The sequence below is a fragment of the Vreelandella vilamensis genome (genome assembly GCF_031451755.1).
GTDB lineage: Bacteria > Pseudomonadota > Gammaproteobacteria > Pseudomonadales > Halomonadaceae > Vreelandella > Vreelandella vilamensis.
In genome coordinates this window covers 45,600-67,315 of sequence record NZ_JARWAN010000015.1, presented here as the reverse complement: position 1 = coordinate 67,315, position 21,716 = coordinate 45,600, and the positions used below count along the sequence as shown (strand labels likewise).

The 21,716-nt window shown below is 57.8% G+C and carries 19 protein-coding genes; 13 read left to right on the top strand and 6 right to left on the bottom strand.

Going from position 1 to position 21,716, the window contains the following annotated elements; translation table 11 throughout:
* The first annotated feature begins 127 nt into the window (after positions 1 to 127).
* Positions 128 to 1,078, top strand: a complete 951-nt coding sequence (gene trxB, locus QC823_RS10335) for a thioredoxin-disulfide reductase (RefSeq protein ID WP_309656265.1) — start codon at positions 128 to 130, stop codon at positions 1,076 to 1,078.
* Between the two features lie 23 nt (positions 1,079 to 1,101).
* On the opposite strand, the gene QC823_RS10330 is transcribed toward trxB, so the two are convergent.
* Positions 1,102 to 1,614: a GspH/FimT family pseudopilin gene (locus tag QC823_RS10330; protein WP_309656264.1), complete on the bottom strand. Its 513-nt coding sequence runs from the start codon at positions 1,612 to 1,614 to the stop codon at positions 1,102 to 1,104.
* Positions 1,615 to 1,760: 146 nt separating this feature from the next.
* Between QC823_RS10330 and thiO the strand changes: the two genes are divergently transcribed.
* Positions 1,761 to 2,852 carry a glycine oxidase ThiO gene (thiO, locus tag QC823_RS10325; RefSeq protein ID WP_309656263.1) on the top strand — a complete coding sequence of 364 codons (1,092 nt, stop codon included), beginning with the start codon at positions 1,761 to 1,763 and terminating at the stop codon, positions 2,850 to 2,852.
* Between the two features lie 11 nt (positions 2,853 to 2,863).
* Here thiO and QC823_RS10320 read toward each other — a convergent pair whose 3' ends face one another.
* Positions 2,864 to 3,172 carry a PP0621 family protein gene (locus tag QC823_RS10320; protein ID WP_309656262.1) on the bottom strand — a complete coding sequence of 103 codons (309 nt, stop codon included), beginning with the start codon at positions 3,170 to 3,172 and terminating at the stop codon, positions 2,864 to 2,866.
* A gap of 116 nt (positions 3,173 to 3,288) precedes the next feature.
* On the opposite strand from QC823_RS10320, the gene QC823_RS10315 reads away from it, so the two are divergent.
* A complete protein-coding gene (locus QC823_RS10315) occupies positions 3,289 to 4,923 on the top strand; it encodes an NAD+ synthase (RefSeq protein ID WP_309656261.1) in 1,635 nt (544 codons plus the stop codon).
* A gap of 288 nt (positions 4,924 to 5,211) precedes the next feature.
* Here QC823_RS10315 and QC823_RS10310 read toward each other — a convergent pair whose 3' ends face one another.
* Positions 5,212 to 6,018: an outer membrane protein assembly factor BamD gene (locus QC823_RS10310; protein ID WP_309656260.1), complete on the bottom strand. Its 807-nt coding sequence runs from the start codon at positions 6,016 to 6,018 to the stop codon at positions 5,212 to 5,214.
* Positions 6,019 to 6,181: 163 nt separating this feature from the next.
* Between QC823_RS10310 and rluD the strand changes: the two genes are divergently transcribed.
* The 3 genes from rluD to clpB all read left to right on the top strand — a co-directional run bounded on the left by rluD (position 6,182) and on the right by clpB (position 10,646).
* Positions 6,182 to 7,141, top strand: a complete 960-nt coding sequence (gene rluD, locus QC823_RS10305) for a 23S rRNA pseudouridine(1911/1915/1917) synthase RluD (protein ID WP_309656259.1) — start codon at positions 6,182 to 6,184, stop codon at positions 7,139 to 7,141.
* A gap of 19 nt (positions 7,142 to 7,160) precedes the next feature.
* Entirely contained in the window at positions 7,161 to 7,916 is a 756-nt protein-coding gene (gene pgeF / locus QC823_RS10300; RefSeq protein ID WP_309656258.1) for a peptidoglycan editing factor PgeF, read from the top strand.
* Between the two features lie 147 nt (positions 7,917 to 8,063).
* Complete coding sequence (gene clpB, locus QC823_RS10295; RefSeq protein ID WP_309656257.1) at positions 8,064 to 10,646, top strand: ATP-dependent chaperone ClpB; 2,583 nt, start codon at positions 8,064 to 8,066, stop codon at positions 10,644 to 10,646.
* A gap of 356 nt (positions 10,647 to 11,002) precedes the next feature.
* Here clpB and QC823_RS10290 read toward each other — a convergent pair whose 3' ends face one another.
* Entirely contained in the window at positions 11,003 to 11,320 is a 318-nt protein-coding gene (locus QC823_RS10290; protein ID WP_309656256.1) for a CcdB family protein, read from the bottom strand.
* A complete protein-coding gene (locus tag QC823_RS10285) occupies positions 11,320 to 11,565 on the bottom strand; it encodes a type II toxin-antitoxin system CcdA family antitoxin (protein ID WP_309656255.1) in 246 nt (81 codons plus the stop codon). The genes QC823_RS10290 and QC823_RS10285 overlap by 1 nt, the downstream gene beginning before the upstream one ends.
* Before the next feature lie 193 nt (positions 11,566 to 11,758).
* Between QC823_RS10285 and QC823_RS10280 the strand changes: the two genes are divergently transcribed.
* From QC823_RS10280 to ilvN, 3 genes are all read left to right on the top strand, one after another.
* The gene (locus QC823_RS10280; RefSeq protein ID WP_309656254.1) at positions 11,759 to 11,989 is read left to right on the top strand and encodes an MBL fold metallo-hydrolase; all 231 of its coding nucleotides are present in this window, start codon (positions 11,759 to 11,761) and stop codon (positions 11,987 to 11,989) included.
* Between the two features lie 417 nt (positions 11,990 to 12,406).
* Entirely contained in the window at positions 12,407 to 14,131 is a 1,725-nt protein-coding gene (locus QC823_RS10275) for an acetolactate synthase 3 large subunit (protein ID WP_309656253.1), read from the top strand.
* Complete coding sequence (ilvN, locus tag QC823_RS10270; RefSeq protein WP_309656252.1) at positions 14,131 to 14,622, top strand: acetolactate synthase small subunit; 492 nt, start codon at positions 14,131 to 14,133, stop codon at positions 14,620 to 14,622. Before QC823_RS10275 ends, ilvN begins: the two co-directional genes overlap by 1 nt.
* A gap of 98 nt (positions 14,623 to 14,720) precedes the next feature.
* Here the strand turns inward: ilvN and recN are convergent, their stop codons facing one another.
* On the bottom strand, positions 14,721 to 16,394 hold the full coding sequence (recN, locus tag QC823_RS10265) for a DNA repair protein RecN (protein ID WP_309656251.1): 1,674 nt from the start codon (positions 16,392 to 16,394) through the stop codon (positions 14,721 to 14,723).
* 199 nt (positions 16,395 to 16,593) lie between these two features.
* Here recN and grpE point away from each other — a divergent pair, with 199 nt between their 5' ends.
* The 4 genes from grpE (at position 16,594) to dapB (ending at position 21,534) form a co-directional block, all read left to right on the top strand.
* A complete protein-coding gene (grpE, locus tag QC823_RS10260) occupies positions 16,594 to 17,235 on the top strand; it encodes a nucleotide exchange factor GrpE (RefSeq protein ID WP_309656250.1) in 642 nt (213 codons plus the stop codon).
* A 194-nt stretch (positions 17,236 to 17,429) separates the two neighbouring features.
* Positions 17,430 to 19,355, top strand: coding sequence for a molecular chaperone DnaK (gene dnaK / locus QC823_RS10255; RefSeq protein WP_309656249.1), 1,926 nt, complete (start codon positions 17,430 to 17,432; stop codon positions 19,353 to 19,355).
* Between the two features lie 100 nt (positions 19,356 to 19,455).
* Positions 19,456 to 20,619: a molecular chaperone DnaJ gene (gene dnaJ / locus QC823_RS10250; protein ID WP_309656248.1), complete on the top strand. Its 1,164-nt coding sequence runs from the start codon at positions 19,456 to 19,458 to the stop codon at positions 20,617 to 20,619.
* A 105-nt stretch (positions 20,620 to 20,724) separates the two neighbouring features.
* Entirely contained in the window at positions 20,725 to 21,534 is an 810-nt protein-coding gene (gene dapB, locus QC823_RS10245) for a 4-hydroxy-tetrahydrodipicolinate reductase (protein WP_309656247.1), read from the top strand.
* The last annotated feature ends 182 nt before the right edge of the window (positions 21,535 to 21,716 follow it).

Below are 21,716 nucleotides of genomic sequence, written 5' to 3'. Positions count from 1 at the left end.
TTTGCCTAATCGATAAGATTGCGCCTTGTAATCACGCTGAGCTGGTACCATTTATTGACGCAAATCGTTTTCGGTCGCCCTGAGCTTGGCAAAGGGCGACCCCATTTCATTTCATCTAGGTGCTTGCATGGAAACACGTCACGAATGCTTGATTATTCTCGGCTCCGGCCCGGCCGGCTATACGGCCGCCGTTTACGCCGCGCGTGCCAATCTCAACCCGTTACTGATCACTGGTATCCAAGCGGGCGGTCAGCTCACCACCACTACCGATGTGGATAACTGGCCGGGGGATGCCGAGGGCGTGCAAGGGCCTGAGCTCATGGAGCGGATGAAACGGCACGCGGAGCGTTTTAACACCGAGGTGCTGTTTGATCATATTCACGAGGTTACCTTGGGCGAAAAGCCGTTCACCTTGAAAGGCGATAACGGCACGTACACCTGCGATGCGCTGATTATCGCCACCGGGGCCAGCGCGCGTTATCTTGGCCTTGAGTCCGAGCAAGCGTTTATGGGCCAAGGCGTGTCGGCGTGTGCGACCTGTGATGGCTTTTTCTACCGTAAGCAGGAAGTGGTTGTGGTGGGCGGTGGCAATACCGCCGTGGAAGAAGCGCTGTATTTGTCCAATATCGCCTCCAAGGTCACCTTGGTGCATCGCCGCGACACGCTGCGTGCGGAAAAAATCCTTCAAGATAAGCTGTTTGAAAAAGTGGAAAGCGGCAATATGGCCGTCGAATGGTTCCAAGAAGTCGACGAGGTATTGGGCGATAACACCGGTGTCACCGGCGTGCGGCTGAAGTCCACCCAAGACGGCAGCACCAAAGAGCTTCAAGCGCCGGGGCTTTTCATCGCCATTGGTCACAGCCCGAATACGGGGATGTTCGAAGGCCAGCTGGAGATGAGCGGCGGCTATATCAAGGTGAAATCGGGCCTTGACGGTAACGCCACCGCGACCAGCTTGCCGGGTGTGTTTGCGGCGGGCGATGTGATGGATCACGTCTACCGCCAGGCGATTACCTCCGCTGGCAGCGGCTGCATGGCCGCACTCGATGCCGAGCGTTATCTTGATGGGCTGAGCTAAGTGCATCGTCAGAAGTAAAGCGCTTACGATGAGGAGCAGTCATAGGGCTGCTCCGTCACCCGCAGGCGCCCGAGCTGACTCAGCACGAGTTCTTTTCCTTTTTCGGCGTTAGCCGGGCAGACAAAAAATCGCCCGTTATAGCCGCTGCTATGCCCTAGCGGCGTGAACTTGATGCGTCTCCAGTTGCGGCTGTAGCTGATCTCAGCCCTTGGCGTTGAGGGAAATACCCGCACGATATCGTCGGTGTCCAAGTTTTTCTGTTTGTCGCCGGTGAGCACGAGAATGGGGCCGCTCCATTCGGTAACACAATTTTGCCGTTTTTCATCCGACGGGCAGACCGTCACCTCCTGGCGTTGCGTAATCGCCGTGTTGCGTGCGAACGACAACGTGCTTTGAAGCTGGTTTACTGCCGCGCTGCGGGCGTTGCGCTCGCCAAAGGCAAGAAAGCTGGGCGTGGCTAACGTGGCCAGGATCCCCACCAGCAAGATGACCACCAGTAACTCCAGCAGAGTGAAACCTCGGGATGGGAGTTTCACGGTTAAGCCTCCCTGGCCGTGATGAATGCCGCTTGATTCCCTCGTCTGCGCGGTTATGCTCATGGTCGGCGGTCAGACGGCGGTGTCTTACTCATCAAGTTAGACGCTGCTGACCAACGTTATGTAAGCCAAAACGGACAAAACGTGTGAGCAATTTCTTAATTATTGGTGGCGGGGTTATCGGCATGATGACCGCGCTGCAGTTGGCGGATGCCGGTCAGCGGGTCACGTTGGTCGAGCGCCGTGAGTGCGGGCAGGAATCCTCTTGGGCCGGTGGTGGCATTGTGTCGCCGCTTTATCCGTGGCGCTACGCCACGCCGATTTCGCAATTGTCGCGCTGGTCAGAAGGCGCTTACCCCACGCTTTCTTTGCGCTTGCTGGAAGAAACGGGCATCGACCCGGAGTATCGCCAGAAGGGGCTTTTGTACCTCAACGTTGACGACGAGGCGAAAGCCCTTGCCTGGGCGCGCGCCATGGGTAAGCCGCTTAAGCGCGTCGATAGCGGTTTCGTGGCCGAGAAAGAACCGCACGCGGCGCCGAGCGAGCGAGCCCTGTGGATGCCGACACTGGGCAGTATTCGCAACCCGCGTTTGGCGCATGCACTGAAAGCGTGCTTGAGCGCGATGTCCGAGGTCACCTTGCGCGAAGGATGCGATGTACAGCGCTTTATCCGCCACGGAAACACCGTTAACGGCGTGGAAACCGCCCAAGGACCACTTTACGGCGAACACGTGATTGTTTGCGGTGGCGCCTGGGCAGCGGGGCTTTTGGCAACGCTTGAGGTAACGCTCCCGGTCAGGCCCATTAAAGGGCAGATGATTGCCTTTCAAACGCCGCCGGGGCTGGCCAACCGGGTGATATTGAAAGACGGGCGCTACGTGATTCCCCGCGCCGATGGGCTGGTATTGGCCGGCTCAACGCTGGAAGACGTCGGGTTTGATAAAACCACCGACGCCGAGGCGCTGGCGCTGCTGAAGCAGAGTGCCGAAGCCATCGTGCCCGCCTTGGCCGGTTACCCGGTGGCCCACCAGTGGGCAGGGCTGCGCCCCGGTTCGCCCGATGGCACGCCGTTTATCGGCGCGGTACCAGGCTTTGAACGGCTCTATGTTAACGCCGGGCATTTCCGCAATGGCTTGGTGTTGGCGCCCGCCTCGACGCATTTGCTGGTGGACCAGCTTCTGGGGCGTGAGGCGTTGATTGACCCGGCGCCATACCGGCTAGAAGGGCGCTTGTCTTAAGTCGGCTCGGTTTAGTCGCGCTTGTCAGAATCCTCGTGCGTTTCCTGGTTTTCTTCGGGAGCGGCATCGCGCTGCTTCTGAAGGAAGCGGTCGCGGTGGGCACTTGAGCAGAACCACTGATTTTGTTCGCGCAAGGCGTCCTCTTCCGGCACGTGAACGTCGCACCATTGGCAGCGCACCATCTGGCCGCCATCGCGGCGTTCGGGTTTTTGTTCCAGCGCTTCGCGATCAAGCTTCCACTCGCGATACATGCCATAAAGTTTGAGGCCGGCAAAAAACAGCACGGCGAAAATAATTAAACGAATGATCAACAGGTTCATCCTTAAAAACTCCCAGGGGTGTCAGCGCGACCTTTGCCAGCCGTTAGCCCTTGCGGGACAATGGGGTGAGTAAAGCGTCACTGTGATTTCACGATTCTCAAGAGATTTGAACGCCCATGCAAGACTTAACGCTGGTCATGGCCCAACTCGACCCTTTGGTCGGGGATATTCCCGGCAACGCCGCCCGCGCAATTGAAGCGGTGCGCGAGGCGCGCATCGAGCACGGCGCCGATATTGTTGTCTTTCCGGAACTGTTTCTTTCTGGCTACCCGCCAGAGGATTTACTGCTACGCCCGTCGATGGAGACGCGCTTACGGGAGGCGCGCGCGACGATGGCAGAAAAAGTCGCCCGCGATGTGCTGGTGATTATCGGTTACCCCGGCGTGCGCGAAGGGCATCGCTATAACCTCGCCGGCATTTTGTATAACGGCCGGTGGGAGGCCGAGTACGCCAAGCAGGCGCTACCGAATTATCAAGTCTTCGATGAGCAGCGCTATTTTACGCCGGGTCGCGAGCCCTTGGTGTATGAACACAAAGGGGCGAAGCTCGGGCTTTTGATCTGTGAAGATTTGTGGGACGGCGAGCCGGTTAACGCGGCTTGCGACGCCGGGGCGGAAGTGCTGATTAGCCTTAATGCGTCACCCTATCATCACGACAAACCCAACGAACGGTTGCGCCTGCTGGAAGCGCGTGCTGAAGAAGTGCAAACGCCGATTGTTTACGTCAATACCATTGGCGGCCAGGACGAGCTGGTGTTCGATGGTGGCTCGTGCTGCGTTGATGCGCACGGTGAGCTCAGCGTGCTGGCGCCGTATTGGCAAGCGGGATTGATGCCCGTGCAATTTTTACAGCAAAGTGCGGCGGTCTGGGTACCGCAGCCAGGCGAGATTGAACCCGAGGTCGAGCCGGAGGAGAGTCTGTACTGCGCGCTGGTGACGGGCCTTCGCGACTACGTCAATAAAAGCGGCTTCAAAGGGGTGGTGCTCGGGCTTTCCGGCGGGATTGATTCGGCGCTGTCGCTGGCGATTGCGGTCGATGCCCTTGGCCCGCAGCGGGTGCAGGCGGTGATGATGCCGTATCACTATACCGCTGATATTTCGAAGGAAGATGCCGCCGAGCAGGCCAAGATGCTGGGCGTCGAGTACGAGATTATGACCATCGAGCCGCTGGTGGATGCCTTCATGCTGACCCTGGCGAATACGTTCGCCGGCACCGAGCGCGACACCACCGAGGAGAATCTGCAATCGCGCTGTCGTGGCGTGCTGCTGATGGCAATCTCCAACAAGAAGGGCCTGATGGTGCTGACCACGGGTAATAAGAGCGAGATGGCGGTGGGCTACGCCACGCTCTACGGCGATATGGTGGGTGGCTATAATGCGCTAAAAGACGTGTATAAAACCTGGGTCTACCGCCTTGCGCGCTGGCGCAATACCGAGTCGCCCGCGGTGCCCGAGCGGGTCATTGAACGCCCCCCAAGCGCTGAGCTGGCGCCTGATCAGCAGGATAGCGACTCGCTGCCCGACTACGACACGCTGGACGCCATCTTGGTACGCTATATCGAGGGCGATATGAGCGCGGAAGCGATTATCGAGGCGGGCTTTAAGCGCGACGACGTGTACCAGATCGTCAAGCTCGTTGACCGTTGCGAGTACAAACGCCGCCAAGCGCCGGTTGGCGTGCGCGTCACCCCGCGTGGCTTTGGGCGCGATCGCCGCTATCCGATCATCAACGGCTGGCAGCCAGGGGAGTAACCCGCAGCCGCTGCGTCATCGTGAATCGCCGTCATGTGAGTAATCCAGCAAGTAAAAACGCCGCCTTTTTGCGTTAAGGCGGCGTTTCGGTTGTTCGCCAGTCAAGGCGCTGCGCGCCATAGAAAAAAAACCACGCCGCAGCGTGGTTCCATATCATGATTTCGTTGTACAGCAATTAGTTTTTACAGTAATCAGTTTGTACAGAACGGTTGTACAGAAAGTCAGTACGGAGATCTCAAGCAGAAAACTTGTACATAATTTTGTTATAAATAAGTCACTCAATGTTATTTAAAGGTGTTTAGGTTGAAATTCGCCGCCATTAAGTTGTTCGTGGTTCGGCGCGTTTTCCCGTAACACGTCAAGCACTTCTTGCACGCGGTCATTCATCCCGAGACCCATGTAACCTTCCACCATGGTAGCGAGGGCATCGTGAGACGCATTGGACTCGGGGTAATTCTCAATCACCCAGCGGCCGCGCTCCACCGCCGCGACAAAGGCCCCGCGACGCAGGTAGTAATCGGCAACATGCAGTTCGTGGCGGGCGAGAACTTCGCGTAAATAAATAATACGTTGTTGGGCGTCGGCGGCATATTCGCTACTGGGGTAGCGCTGGATGAGCTCGCGGAAATCGTTGTAAGCGTCGCGGGTGGCGCCCAAATCGCGTTTGGAAATATCGATTAAACGCAGGCGCTCAAGGCTAAAGCGGCCCGCCTGCCACGCGGCTAAACCGCGCAAATAGTAGGCGTAATCCACTTGCGGGTGATCGGGGTGCAGGCGAATAAAACGGCTTGCCGCTGCCCGGGCTTCTTCCCAGTCGTCGTTTTCGTAGTAAGCGTAAATCAACTCAAGCTGCGCTTGTTCGGCGTGAACGCCAAAGGGAAAGCGGGTATCGAGTGCTTCCAAACGCTCAATGGCAAGCGGGTAAAGGCTGCTGTCCAGCGCAGCGCGGGCGCTCTCGTACAGCTCCCGTTCTGCGACGTCAGCATATTTTCCCTCGTCGAAGGAGTCGGTTGAGCCGTTGCTGGCACAGCCGGCCAATAAAGCCAAACTTATGGCAAGTGCGCCAAAGCGGGTCGCAGCAGAAAAAACGCGCATGGTGATCCTCGTGACAATCCAGCCAATCGCCGAAAAGCGATAGCGGCCATGGTAGAATGAGTCGTTGATAGCCCACTATAAATCACCTCAGCGCAAAACGCAGGCGTAAAGCCATTGTTGTTAAAAACGTTGTTAGAAACTGAGGTGCGTTAAAGGAACCTTTATGCCCCGCACTGTTGAAGCCACACAGCGGGTACCGGCAACCCTTGCCGGCGCGCGTTTAGACCAAGCGGCGGCTGAGCTATTTAGCGACTATTCTCGCGAGCGTTTGAAAGCGTGGATCAACGCTGGCGAGCTTACCGTTGATGGTGCTCGTGTGAAGCCCAAAATGAAACTTCACGGCGATGAGACGTTAGACCTCTGCGCCACGCTGGAAGAAGAAGGTCGCTTTAAGCCGCAGGCGATTGCCCTTGACGTGGTGTTTGAAGATGACGACCTGATGGTGATCAATAAGCCCGCCGGCATGGTCGTTCACCCGGCGGCGGGTAACCCTGATGGCACGCTGCTTAACGCGCTGTTGCACTACCATCCGGAAATCGCCCAGCTGCCGCGCGCCGGTATTGTCCACCGCCTGGATAAAGACACCACGGGCTTGATGATGGTGGCGAAAACGCTGCCGGCGCAAACCGCACTGGTTGAGCAGCTGCAGGCGCGGACGGTGTCACGCCAGTATGACGCCGTGGTGATCGGCACGCCGGTGGCGGGTGGCACCGTGGAGGCGCCCATTGGCCGCCACCCAAAGGATCGCAAACGCCAAGCCGTGAATGCGTCGGGCAAACCGGCCGTGACGCACTTTCGCGTGGTGGAGCGCTTTCGTGCCCACACCCATGTGCGCTGCAAGCTAGAAACCGGCCGCACCCACCAGATTCGCGTTCACATGGCGCATGCGCGCTACCCGCTGATTGGCGACCTGGTCTACGGTGGGCGACCCAAGCTGCCGCCGGGAGCCGCCGAGCCGCTAAAAGAGATCTTGCGCGAATTTCCGCGTCAGGCGCTGCACGCGCGCAAGCTTTCTTTTATCCATCCGCAAACTCAGCAAACCATGACCTTCCGCGCGCCGCTGCCGGATGATCTGTTAATGTTGCTGGATTACCTGCGCGAAGATCACGCGACCATGCGCTAAAGCGCCTTAAGGAGCTGTCATGAGCGACGCCATTGACCTTCGTCCCACATTAATCACCCCCGATTGGCCGGCGCCGCCTAACGTAGGGGCTTTCGTCACCACGCGTGAGACCGGCCCCAGCCAGGGCGACTTTGCTGCCTTTAACTTGGCGCATAACGTCGGCGACAATTCGGACCACGTCGACCTGTGCCGGCGCCAGCTCCACAAAGAGCTAAGCGACGAGCGCCCGTTAATGTGGCTAAACCAAACCCATGGGGCGCGAGTGCAGCAGCACTTCGAGGAATCCCCGCCCGACGCGGATGCCGCGCTCGCCGACTCCCGCGACTACGCTTGCGTGGTGTTGACGGCAGACTGCTTGCCGGTGCTGTTTTGTGACCGTGCCGGGACGCGTGTGGCGGTTGCCCATGCGGGTTGGCGCGGGTTGGCGGGCGGTGTGTTAGAAGCGACGGTGGCCGCGCTCAACACGCCGCCAGACGACGTGCTGGTGTGGCTGGGGCCGGCCATCTCTAACGCCCAGTTTGAGGTGGGGCCAGAAGTGTACGACGCTTTTATTGCCGTGAACCCTGAAGCGGCGGAGGCGTTTGATCACAGCCCCTACCGCTTAGGGCACCAAATGGCCGACTTGTATCGTCTGGCGCGGCTGCGGCTAGAGGCCCTTGGTATCCATCATGTAAGCGGTGGCCATTTTTGTACAGCGTGTGAGTCCCGCTTTTATTCTTATCGTCGCGACAATGGCCGTACTGGGCGCATGGCCAGCGTGATCTGGCTCAAATAGTTCCTCGCTTGCGTATCGGCTCCTCTTGAAAGTGATGAGAATTGGCACCATAAATTATGTTAGGCGCGGCTCAACACGTGGCCGCAAGCATGATTTAGGGGCAAAACGGTGCGTCCAAACGCGCCGTCATCCCGAGAGGAGAGTTGTATGCGATTCGATAAATTTACCGCCAAGCTGCAAAACGCGATTGCCGATGCGCAGTCGCTGGCCGTAGGCCATGGGCACAACCAGCTAGAACCCGTTCACCTGCTGCTTTCGCTGATCGACAATCAAGATACCGGCATCAAAGCGCTGGTGCAGAAAGCCGGCGGCGATAGCTCGCGGCTGCGCGAGGGTCTTAACCAACAGCTAGACGACTTACCCAAAGTCAGCCAGTTTGACGGCGAGGTGCAGCCCTCGCGGGACTTGATCAAGCTCTTCAACCTGACCGACCGCGAAGCGCAAAAGCGCGGCGACCAGTTCATTGCCTCGGAGCTTGTGCTACTGGCAGCCCTTGAGATGGGCCAGGTTGCTAAGGCCTTAAAAGAGGCTGGCGTATCGCGCAAGGCGCTGGAAACCACCATTGAAGGCGTGCGCGGCGGCGAAAAAGTCGACGACCCCAACGCTGAAGATCAGCGCGAGGCGCTGAATAAGTACACCCTGGATCTTAATGAACGCGCCGCCAGCGGCAAGATCGACCCGGTGATCGGGCGCGATGACGAGATCCGCCGTACCATCCAAGTGTTGCAGCGCCGGACGAAAAATAACCCCGTGTTGATTGGCGAGCCGGGCGTGGGCAAAACCGCCATCGTCGAAGGCTTGGCCCAGCGCATCGTCGACGGCGAGGTACCGGAGGGGCTTAAGGACAAGCGCGTGCTGTCGCTCGATATGGGCGCGCTGCTGGCGGGGGCCAAGTTCCGTGGCGAATTCGAAGAGCGCCTAAAAGCCGTGTTAAAAGAGCTCTCTCAGGAAGAGGGCCGCGTGATTCTGTTTATCGACGAGCTGCACACCATGGTCGGCGCGGGCAAAGCCGAGGGCTCCATGGACGCGGGCAATATGCTCAAGCCGGCGCTGGCGCGCGGCGAGCTGCACTGCGTGGGTGCCACCACCTTGGATGAGTACCGCAAGTACATCGAAAAAGACGCGGCACTTGAGCGGCGCTTCCAAAAAGTCCTGGTGGACGAGCCCACCGAAGAAGACACCGTGGCGATTCTGCGCGGGCTGAAAGAGCGCTATGAAGTCCACCACGGCGTGGATATCACCGACTCGGCGATCATTGCCGCGGCGAAGCTCTCCACGCGGTATATTACCGACCGTCAGCTGCCCGACAAGGCCATTGACCTGATCGATGAAGCGGCCTCGCGTATCCGCATGGAGCTCGACTCCAAACCCGAGGAAATGGATAAGCTCGACCGCCGCCTGATTCAGCTCAAGATGGAGCGCGAGGCGCTGAAAAAAGAGACCGATGAGGCGTCGAAAAAGCGGTTGGAAGCGCTGAATAATCAGATCCACGAGCTGGACCGCGAATACGCTGACCTGGATGAAATCTGGAAAGCAGAGAAAGCCAGCATTCAGGGCGCCGCGCAGTTCAAAGCCGAGCTTGAGCAAGCGCGCATTGACCTTGAGCAGGCGCGTCGACAGGGCGATCTCGGGCGCATGTCGGAGATTCAGTACGGCAAAATTCCCGAAATCGAGAAGAAAATCGCCGAGAGTAATGAGGGCGAAGCCGCCGATACCGCCAGCCACCAGCTGTTGCGCTCCAACGTCACCGAAGAAGAAATCGCTGAGGTAGTCTCGCGCTGGACCGGCATCCCAGTGGCGAAAATGTTGGAAGGCGAACGCGACAAGCTCCTGCGCATGGAGGAGGCACTGCACGAACGAGTGATCGGCCAGGAAGAAGCGGTCGAAGCCGTGGCAAATGCGGTGCGCCGCTCCCGCGCAGGGCTTGCCGACCCGAACCGCCCCAACGGCTCGTTTTTATTCCTCGGCCCGACCGGGGTGGGCAAAACCGAGCTGTGTAAGTCGCTGGCAAACTTTTTGTTCGATACCGAAGAGTCGATGGTGCGCATTGATATGTCGGAGTTCATGGAGAAGCACTCCGTGGCACGGCTAATTGGCGCGCCTCCCGGCTACGTGGGTTACGAAGAGGGCGGCTACCTGACCGAAGCGGTGCGGCGCAAGCCCTACTCGGTGCTGCTGCTTGACGAGGTGGAAAAGGCCCACGCTGACGTGTTCAATATCCTCCTTCAAGTGCTTGAAGATGGCCGCTTAACCGACGGACAAGGGCGCACGGTGGACTTTCGTAACACCGTGATCGTCATGACCTCGAACATGGGGTCGGACATCATCCAGCGCATGGGCGGCGACGACAGCGACTACGAAGGCATGAAAAATGCCGTGATGGAAGTCGTCGGCAACCACTTCCGCCCGGAGCTGATTAACCGTATCGACGAGGTGGTGGTGTTCCACGCCCTCGGCCAAGAGCAGATTCAGGCCATCGCCGGCATTCAGCTGGAGCGCTTGAAGGCGCGCTTAGCCGAGCACGACTTGGGGCTTGAGGTCAGCGACGACGCCATGGCGCAGCTGGCCGTGGTGGGCTTTGACCCGGTCTTCGGCGCGCGGCCACTCAAGCGGGCAATCCAAAGCCGCATTGAAAACCCGCTGGCCCAAGACCTGCTGGCCGGCAAGTTTGCCCCTGGCAGCATCATTCGCGTCAGCGCGGAAGACGGCAAGCTGGTCTTTAACGCCTAAGACTCACGCTTCTTTACTTTCTCAGCCTCACCGGCTTCACCGGTGGGGTTTTTTTGTGCACGATCGCTTTTGATTAAGCGTGACGCGCTCATTCATCGCCTGTTCGAGTATCGCTAGTCGCCCAGGCACTAGCACACCTTCAACGGCGGTAATGCGCAGCATATATCCCGGTCGAAAACCTGAACAGCTTTTACGCCTTTTCATCGCAAATAGCCGGGCTAAACAGCGCCTGGGACGCGATCCCAAAGCCGCTCCTCTACGCTGGCGACTTCGATGTCAAAGGTTGTCACTTCTAACAAATTGTTGCACGCGGAAAAATTACTCGCTGTGCTCCCAATTTTTCGGTGAGTAAGGCGTTAAATGCCAATGATGGCCATGTCCAGGGCGCCAACAATCTGGTCTCTGAAATGCGATAAAGAACCCACCGGGTTTTTGAGATGCTTTTTAGAAACGGAGGAAATTTGTGGGGTCAACAATAGAAGTTCTTGGTCTGCAAAGCTGATTTCTGGCGTGAGCCCTTGCATGGCGTTGCCACCAAACGCAGAGCGTTTCCCCAAAGGAATGACGATGCGAGTTGTCAGTTCGCTCAGCAGGCCGCTCTGAATATCGACAAGGTAAGGGTAGTGCGCTTTGCTGGTTTTGCTTGGGTTGGGGTATACATCGAACTGTGCCATCAAAATTCCCTGAATTCGTCACTAAAGCATCCATGCTGTTCGACAGAATCGTTGTAACTTTTTATCGCAGCCTGGTTTTGTTCAACCCATTGTTCTGCTTTGCGTTTGGAGAGCTCTTCTTTCAGGGCTCGTTCCAGTGTAGCAGACAGGTTAATGTTCAGTTCACGGGTCTTACGCAGCAGGTCGCTATTGACTGAGAGATTCGCCGCTTTTTTCGGCGCGGCTGCGTTATAGAGTTCGGCCATTAGAGCCTCCAAGCGGCTATTTAATGCATGGGCTAATGTTATGCGCATGGCGGTGCGCATTCAAGCACGCTTGCTGCTTCGGACGGTAATCCGACAAAGCCATACTGTGCCCCTGCCAGCACGAAATTATTTGGGGTCGGCGGCGTGTTTTTCGTGGTGGTTACTCTAAAGCAGAAACGTCTCTGGTATCGCCTTGCGAGAGAGCAAGGGGAAGGGCTGGTATCTGATCGATTGTAGAGAGGGCACGCAGCATCAGATCTTGCACACGAAACTGTCGTTAAATTCATTGAAAGCCATCTTGATTACCCACGTCCACAACGACCACTGCGATGACTTGCCGGGTCTACTGGCGAGTGCGGCAATGAACGAACGGCCGGGAAGCGCCGCTAACCATTGTGACGCCCGCAGGCATCAGTTCGTGTAAAGGAAGATGTAAGTATTAGCGTTTGGTAATCGGCTATTCAAGTGGCCGCAGCTTACTGGGTTAGGCTGTCATTTCGTCACGTAACGGCAGGGAGAGGTTGACATGCCAAGGGCGCTAATGGAATCTTGTCACTTCCTGATTTGCGGGCGCGGAACCAACGGGCAACCCCCAATCCCCGCGCGAAGGGTGGGCGAATGCCTTTACCCGCCGAAGGACTTCCGGGCTTGGGCTAACCGCCCGACCTGGCCAACGCCCCGACGCGGCGATCTGCCGTGAGAGAGTGCAGGCCCTAACCGGGTCTAATGCCAGGGTTTGGCATCAGGTGCCGGCGTAACCGGCAGCGGCATACCGCCGCACTCGAAGAAAACAGGCATCCCGCCTGTGTATGGCACTCGAGACCTCCAGGGGAGAAACACTGTGGAACTGCTTTCCGGCGCAGATATGATCGCCCGCTTCTTGCAAGATGAGGGCGTTGAGTACATTTATGGTTATCCCGGTGGTGCCGCGCTGCATATTTACGATGCGCTGTTCCGCCAAGACAAAGTGAAGCACATTTTGGTGCGTCATGAGCAGGCCGCCACCCATGCGGCTGATGGCTTTGCTCGCGCCTCGGGCAAGCCCGGCTGTGTGCTGGTGACCTCCGGCCCCGGCGCGACCAATGCGGTCACTGGCATTGCCACCGCTTATATGGATTCGATTCCGTTAGTGGTGCTGTGCGGCCAGGTCATGAGCCACCTGATTGGCGATGATGCTTTCCAAGAGACCGATATCGTGGGCGTGACCCGTCCGATCGTGAAGCATAGCTTTGCGATTCGCCACCCGTCTGAAATCCCCGAGGTGCTGAAAAAGGCGTTTTACCTCGCGGCGACTGGCCGCCCTGGCCCGGTTGTGGTCGATATTCCCAAAGATATGACCGCCCCCACCGAGCGTTACGAATACGTCTACCCCAAAAAGATCAAGATGCGTTCGTATAACCCGGTCACGCGTGGGCACGCGGGGCAGATTAAGAAAGCCGTGGAGTTGATGCTCAAGGCCAAACGCCCGGTATTTTACACCGGCGGCGGGGTGGTGACCGGCAAGGCAAGCGAAGGGTTGACCGATTTGGTTAAGCAGCTTGGCTTCCCGATTACCACCACGCTGATGGGTATTGGCGCCTATCCGCAAAGCGACAAGCAATGCTTGGGCTGGCTGGGGATGCACGGCTCTTATGAGTCAAACATGGCCATGCACCACGCGGATTTGATCATTGCCATCGGCGCGCGCTTTGACGACCGGGTGACCAATAACACCTCGAAGTTCTGTCCCACGGCCAAGATCATTCACGTCGATGTCGATCCCAGTTCGATTTCCAAGACCGTGCGGGCCGATGTGCCGATTGTCGGGCCGTCTTCCAGCGTGATTAACGAGATGATCAGCTTGGTGCAGGGGAAATCGATTGCTAGCCCCGAGGCGTTAACCGATTGGTGGAAGCAAATTGACACGTGGCGCGCGGAGCGCGAAGGCAAACTCTACGAGCCTTCCAAGCCGGGTGAGGTATTAAAACCGCAGGAAGTGGTTGAAGCCTTATGCCGCGTGACGCGTGGTGAGGCATATGTCACCACCGATGTGGGCCAGCACCAGATGTTTGCGGCGCAGTACTACAAGTTCGATAAGCCTAACCGCCTGATTACCTCCGGCGGGCTGGGTACGATGGGGTTTGGCTTTCCGGCGGCGATGGGGATCAAGCAGAACTTTCCCGATGACGACGTGGTGTGCGTCACCGGCGAGGGCAGTTTCCAGATGATGATGCAGGAACTTTCCACCTGTAAGCAGTACGGTGTGGGAGTGAAAATCGTCAATCTCAATAACGCCTCGTTGGGCATGGTGCGTCAATGGCAGGATTTGAACTATAAATCGCGCCACGCGCACTCTTATATGGAGTCGTTGCCCGACTTCCATATGCTGATCGAAGCGTACGGTTTTACCGCCATTACCGTGAACACCATTGACGAGCTAGAGCCGGCGCTGGAACGAGCCTTCGCCAATAAGCACGAGCTTGTGTTCCTCGATGTGAAGGTTGACCCTTTTGAGCACGTCTACCCAATGCAGGTGCCGTTAGGCTCCATGCGTGACATGCTGCTGTCTAAAACGGAGCGTACCTAATGCGTCATATCATCTCGATTCTGATGGAAAACGAACCGGGTGCTCTGTCGCGTGTGGTCGGTCTGTTTTCGCAGCGTAACTTCAACATCGAAACGCTTAACGTCGCACCTACGGAAGACCCGTCGCTATCGCGCTTGACCGTCACGACGATAGGCGACGACCGCGTGATCGAGCAGATTACCAAGCACCTCAACAAGCTGATTGATGTGGTCAAACTGGTGGATCTCACTGAAGGCAATCACATCGAGCGCGAGCTGATGCTGGTGAAGGTGAAAGCGCTGGGCGCTGCGCGAGACGAGGTCAAGCGCACGGCGGATATCTTCCGGGCGCAGGTCGTTGACGTCACACCAAGCCTCTACACCGTGCAGATTACCGGAGACGCGACGAAGCTGGATGCGTTCCTCAACGCGATGGCGCCGCTGGGCATTCTTGAAGTGGCGCGTACTGGCGTGTCGGGCATCGCCCGTGGCGATAAGGTGCTGTCGCTGTAACGCGAGTGTGACCGAGTTAGCGTGCTTTAGCGCGACAAAAGAAAAATGCCCGCGCCGTGGAAACGGGGCGGGCTTTTTTTTGCAGGCTTTGTTAGCCGTCAGTGCGGTGGACGTTGGCTGGCGTGGAGCATTTCGCGGGCATGGGCCAGCGTCTGATCTGAGAGATTAACGCCCCCAAGCATGCGCGCTAGCTCGCTCACGCGGCCGCCCTCGTCGAGCAGCGCCATGTGGGTGAGCGTGGTATTGCGCTTGGCGCGCTTTTCGATATGCAGGTGCTGGTGAGCCTGGGCCGCGACTTGCGGTAAGTGCGTCACCGTCATGACCTGCCCATTGTCGCCAAGCTTGCGTAAAAGCTGGCCGACGATTTCCGCCGTGGCGCCGGATACCCCCACATCCACTTCGTCAAACACGAGGCTCGGCGTTGTTGAATGGCTCGCGGCGACGACTTGAATCGCCAAGCTGATGCGGGAAAGCTCCCCGCCCGAGGCAACTTTCGCCAACGGGCGCGCGGGTTGGCCAGGGTTGGCGCTGATCAAAAACTGTACGCGGTCTAACCCTTCGGGTGCCGGGGTGTCACGGTTTTCCAGGGTAACCTTGAAGCTTGCCTTGTCCATGGCCAAAAAGGCCAATTGCTGTTGCACTTCTTTACCCAGCCGCGTCGCGGCCTTTTGCCGAGCGTCGCTGAGCGCCTTGGCTTCGCCGCGGTAACGCTCGCGCAGGGATTCGACTTCCGCGCTTAGCGCATCCAGGTCGCTATCGCTGGCGTCGAGCTGGTTAAGCTCTTGGCTCAATTGCTGGTGCTGCGCGTAGAGCTCTTCGGGAGAAACATGGTGCTTGCGCGCTAAGCGATGAATATCGCCTAACCGGTCCTCCACCCAGGCTAAACGTTCAGGGTCGAGTTCGGTGTGGCCGGATAAGCGCGCGAGTTCGCTGGCGGCTTCTTCTACTTGAATTTGTGCGTCGCTGAGCATCGCGAGCGTGTTGGCCAGGGCGCCTTTGTCGCTACCGGGCAGCGCACTCAAGTGCTGATGGGCGCGGTGTAATAGCGATAGCGCGCCGCCGTCATCATCCGCGCAGCAGTCGGCGGCAAACTGTGTTTCGCGCAAGATTTCCTCGGCGTGGGCGAGCTGAAGCTGCTCGTCTTCAAGTGTAGGCAGCTCGTCTTCGCTTAGGGCAAGCTGATCGAGCTCTTCCACCTGATAGCGCAGCAGCTGGCGTTTGGCCTCAATTTCGCTGCCCGCTTCGCTGAGCTTTTTCAGCCGCCGGCGGGCGCTATGCCAGGCACGAAACGTTTCGGCGAGCCGATGGGTTTTGCCATTGAGCCCCGCGTAGTCGTCAAGTAAGGAAAGGTGAGTCTCTTCGCGCATCAGCGCTTGGTGAGCATGCTGGCCGTGAATCTGGATCAAGTGCTCACCGAGCGCTTTAAGGTCGCTCACGGTGGCGGGCTGTCCGTTGATCCACGCTTTAGAGCGGCCGTTTGCCGTGACCACGCGGCGCAGCAAGCACTCTTCACTGGGCAGCTCGCGCTCATCCAACCAGGCTTGTGCCGCCGGGAGATGGTGGATATCAAAGCGAGCCGACAGATCGGTGCGCTCGCAACCGTGACGCACGCTGCCGGCATCGGCCCGTTCGCCAAGGCAGAGCCCTAGGGCGCCGAGAAGGATCGATTTGCCGGCCCCGGTTTCGCCGGTGATCGCGGTCATGCCGCCGGTGAGGTCAAGCTCCAAGTGGTCAACGATGGCGAAATCCTGGATGGCTAACTGGGTCAGCATGGTTCCTCCTGGCGCCGAGCTATGCGGGTTTGAAATTATATACAGTGGATAATTTATACAGTAGCCGATATCACACTGCAATGCTTGTTGTGGGGCGGCTTTCTCAAGAGAAATGCATTGACCACTTGAGTTGAATGTCTTGGCCCCCATATACCTTGCAAACCGTAACTGACCAATGTTTTCCGTTTAGGAGTAACGCATGGCTAAAGAACCTCAAACCCCGCTAGACGAAGAGCTCGCGCGTGAAGAGCAAGAGCAGGAAGCCGAAACGCCAGAGCAACAGGCTAAAGAGCGCCTCGAAGAAGGCGAGCTAGAAGGCCTGATCGAAGACGAAGGCGATACCGTCGCGACGTCATCGGATAACCCCGAGGCGGAGGTCTTGGCAGCGGAAGTCGAAGAGCTAAAGCAGAGCCTGTCGGAGGCCAAAGATCAGGCGCTACGTGAAGCAGCCGAAGCGCAAAACGTCCGTCGCCGCGCTGAACACGAAGCGGAAAAGGCGCGGAAGTTTGCTTTGGAGAAGTTTGTCAAAGAGCTTTTGCCGGTGGTGGATAGCTTGGAGAAGGCGCTGGAGTCGATGGAGAGCGAAGCCTCCGAAGCGCACCGTGAAGGCGTTTCCATGACGCTGAAAATGCAGCTCGATGTGCTGAATAAATTCGGTGTTGAGTCGGTGGAGCCTCATGGCGAGCCGTTCGACCCGCAGGTGCATGAAGCGATAACAATGGTGCCCAACCCTGACGTGGAACCCAATACGGTGATGGAAGTCATGCAGAAGGGCTATCTGCTTAATGGCCGTTTGGTTCGCCCAGCGATGGTGGTGGTAAGTCAAAAAGCCGGTGAATAGGCATAAAAAACCCTTGAAATGCCACAAGCCACCCCCAAATAAAGGGCAACCACGCGGTAATTACTGCAATAACTATCGCAATAACGCTCGCAGATGCTGTTTAAGCGACTCGCGCAAAAGCGATTGCATAACGACCGCTAACGTAAAGGCATAACGTAATTTCACGTTTAACTAACGAATTTGAGGTTTCTACTATGGGACGCATTATAGGTATTGACCTGGGCACAACAAACTCTTGTGTCGCAGTGCTCGATGGCGACAGCGCCAAGGTTATTGAAAACGCCGAAGGCGGTCGCACCACGCCGTCTATTATCGCCTATACCGACGACGGTGAAACGCTGGTAGGTCAGGCGGCGAAACGCCAAGCCGTGACCAATCCGGAAAACACCCTGTACGCCATCAAGCGTCTGATCGGCCGTCGCTTTAAAGACGACGTCGTTCAGAAAGACATCAAAATGGTGCCGTACAAAATTACCGAAGCTGACAACGGCGACGCTTGGGTTGAGGTGAAAGGCAAGAAAATGGCACCGCCGCAGGTCAGCGCGGAAGTGCTGCAGAAAATGAAGAAAACCGCCGAAGAGTATCTCGGCGAAGAAGTGACCGAAGCGGTCATCACCGTGCCGGCTTACTTCAACGACAGCCAACGTCAGGCCACCAAAGACGCTGGCCGCATCGCAGGCTTGGATGTTAAGCGCATCATCAACGAGCCAACCGCCGCCGCACTGGCCTACGGTATGGACAAATCGCGCGGTGACAAAACCATCGCGGTATACGACCTGGGTGGCGGTACCTTCGATATTTCCATTATCGAAGTCGCCGATGTTGATGGCGAAACTCAGTTCGAGGTGCTGGCCACCAACGGCGACACCTTCCTGGGCGGCGAAGACTTTGACTTGGCGCTAATCAACTATTTGGTTGATCAGTTCAAGTCCGACAGCGGTATTGATCTGTCAGGCGACAACTTGGCCATGCAGCGTCTCAAAGAAGCCGCTGAGAAAGCCAAGATCGAGCTTTCAAGCGCCCAGCAGACCGATGTGAACCTGCCGTACATCACGGCCGATAACACCGGCCCGAAACACTTAAATGTCAAAGTGACTCGCGCCAAGCTAGAGTCGCTGGTGGAAGACCTGGTGCAGCGCTCGCTGGAGCCGTGCAAGGTCGCGCTGAAAGATGCAGGCCTCTCGGCGTCTGAAGTGGATGAAGTCATCCTGGTCGGCGGTCAAACCCGCATGCCGCAGGTGCAGAAGAAAGTCGCTGATTTCTTCGGCAAGGAATCACGCAAAGACGTTAACCCGGATGAAGCCGTCGCAGTCGGTGCGGCGATTCAGGGCGGCGTACTTGGCGGCGACGTCAAAGACGTACTGCTGCTGGACGTCACACCGCTAACCTTGGGGATTGAAACCTTGGGCGGCGTGATGACACCGCTGATCGAGAAAAACACCACCATCCCGACGAAGAAGACGCAAACCTTCTCCACCGCGGATGACAACCAGACCGCCGTGACCATTCACGCGGTACAGGGTGAACGTAAGCAGGTTTCGCAGAACAAGTCGCTGGGCCGTTTTGACCTTGCCGACATTCCGCCAGCACCGCGTGGCGTGCCGCAAATCGAAGTGGCGTTTGATCTCGATGCCAACGGTATCTTGAACGTCTCGGCGAAAGATAAAGCAACCGGCAAAGAGCAGTCGATCGTTATCAAGGCATCCAGCGGTCTGTCCGAGGAAGAAGTCGAACAGATGGTGCGCGACGCTGAAGCGCACGCCGACGAAGATAAGAAGTTCGAAGCGCTGGTGCAGCTACGCAACCAAGCGGACGGCATGATTCACGCCACGCGTAAGACGCTGGAAGAAGCCGGTGACAAGGCAACCGATGACGAGAAACAGAACATCGAAACGGCCATCTCCGAGCTGGAAGAAGCGACGAAAGGGGATGACCAGGACGACATCCAGAAGAAACTGGACGCCCTGACCGAAGCCTCAGGCCAGCTGGCGCAGAAGATGTACGCCGAGCAAGCGGAAGGCGAGCAAGCGGGTGGTGACGGTGCTGATGGCTCCAAGCCAGAAGACGACGTGGTTGACGCCGAGTACGAAGAAGTCAACGACGATCAGAAAAAGCAGTAATCACCCTCTTTCTGCCAAGGAAAGCGGTGACGCGGGAGACGACTCCCGCGTTGCTGTTTCCGCAGCTGAAATGCGTAGCTAACCAGGAGGCGTAGGACCTATGTCCAAGCGCGATTATTACGAAGTCCTGGGGGTCGATAAAGGGGCTGATCAGAAAGAGATCAAGAAGGCTTACCGCCGCCTGGCGCAGAAGTACCACCCCGATCGAAACCCAGACGATGACTCCGCCGCTGAGAAGTTCCGCGAGGTGTCAGAAGCGTACGAAGTCTTAACCGACAGCGAAAAGCGTGCCGCTTATGACCAATTTGGCCATGCCGGTGTTGACGGCCAAGGCGGCGGCGGTTTTGGCGGTGGCGGTTTCGGCGGCGGTGGTGCTGGCGACTTCAGCGATATCTTCGGCGATGTGTTCGGCGATATCTTTGGCGGCGGCGGCGGCGGCGGACGCCGTCGTGGTCCTAATGCGCCCGCGCGTGGCAGTGACCTGCGCTATAACCTAGAGCTGGATCTGGAGGATGCGGTCGCCGGCACCACCGTGGATATCCGCGTGCCGCGCCATATCAACTGCGACCGCTGCGACGGTGAAGGCGCTGAGCCGGGTTCTAGTAAAGAAACCTGCCCGACCTGCGCCGGTCACGGGCAAGTGCGCATGCAGCAGGGCTTTTTTGCAGTTCAGCAAACCTGCCCCACGTGCCATGGCTCTGGTCAGCATATCAAAGTGCCGTGTCACAAATGTAACGGCGAAGGTCGCGTTCGTGAGACGCGCACCCTCTCGGTCAAGATCCCCGCCGGCGTGGATACCGGTGACCGTATCCGCCTTAACGGCGAAGGCGAAGCTGGCATTAACGGTGGGCCGCCGGGCGATCTGTACGTGCAGGCCAATATCAAGCCGCACCATATCTTCCAACGTGAAGGCAGGCACTTGCAGTGCGATGTGCCGATCAACTTTGTTGATGCCGCCCTTGGGGGCGAGTTGGAAGTGCCCACACTTGATGGCCGTGTGAAGCTGAAGATTCCGCCGGAAACGCAAACCGGCCGGATGTTCCGTCTCAAGGGCAAGGGCGTGAAACCGGTTCGCGGCGGCGCGCCTGGCGATCTCTTGTGCAAGGTTGTGCTGGAAACGCCGGTCAATCTCAACGACGAGCAGAAAGACCTGCTACGCCAGCTACAAGAGAGTTTTGACGGCAGCAATAGCCACAGCCACTCGCCCAAGAAAACCGGCTTCTTCGACAGCGTGAAGAAGTTCTTTGAAGACATGAAGCCGTAAACGGCTTGTCTCAGGCAATTACCCCGGTGGCGGATGCTATCGGGGTTTTTTGTTTCTGGTATGATTTCGCCTATTTGCGGCTAAACGAAAAATGCAGGAGTTTTCATGACCCGAATTGCCATTGTAGGCGTGGCTGGCCGGATGGGCCGGACATTAGTCAATGCCGTGGAGCAGGACGCCGGCGCGACCTTGGCCGGTGGCGTCGTGGAGCCTGGCAGCTCCCTTGCCGGGGTGGATATTGGCGAGTTAGCGGGTGTGGGTAAAAAAGGCGTCGCCGCGGTGGATTCGCTGGAAGCGTTGGTGGACGATGTCGAAGTGTTGATCGACTTCACCGCCCCCCAGGTCACGCTTTCCAATCTGGCGTTTTGCGCCGAGCACGGCAAACGCATAGTGATTGGCACCACCGGCATGAGCGATGATGAAATTGCCCAGCTTGATCGCTTTCGCGACCGCGTGCCTCTGGTGTTTGCGCCCAATATGAGTGTGGGTGTGAACCTAACGCTGAAGCTTTTGCAGACCGCGGCCAAGGCGCTGGGTGATGAAGGCTACGATATCGAAGTGATCGAATCGCATCACCGCCATAAGGTCGACGCGCCCTCGGGCACGGCGCTTAAAATGGGGGAAGTGGTGGCCGAGAGCTTAGGGCGCAATCTTAAAGAGCACGGCGTATTTGAACGGGTGGGGCAGTGCGGCCCGCGTAGCGATAAAGAAATCGGCTTTGCCACCGTACGTGCGGGCGATATCGTGGGTGAGCATACGGTGATGTTTGCCACCGAAGGCGAGCGCATCGAAATTACCCACAAGGCGTCTAGTCGCATGACCTTTGCTAAAGGCGCCGTTCGCGCCGCGCGTTGGGTCGCCGATAAAGACAGCGGCCGTTACGACATGCAAGACGTGCTGGGCTTGGGGGCGTGAGGCTTCGCTCAGTGATGCTGCGATAACGGGGGCTAGCCGCTGGCGCCAAAATCCTGTAACATTCCAAAAATTTTGGCCGGGTGGCAAAGAAAGCAGCCCGCTGCATCAGTGTGATGGAGCAAGATGGCCGTATCATGGAAAAGAACAACAAGCGGGATGAGACCGGTTTTTTGATCGGCTTC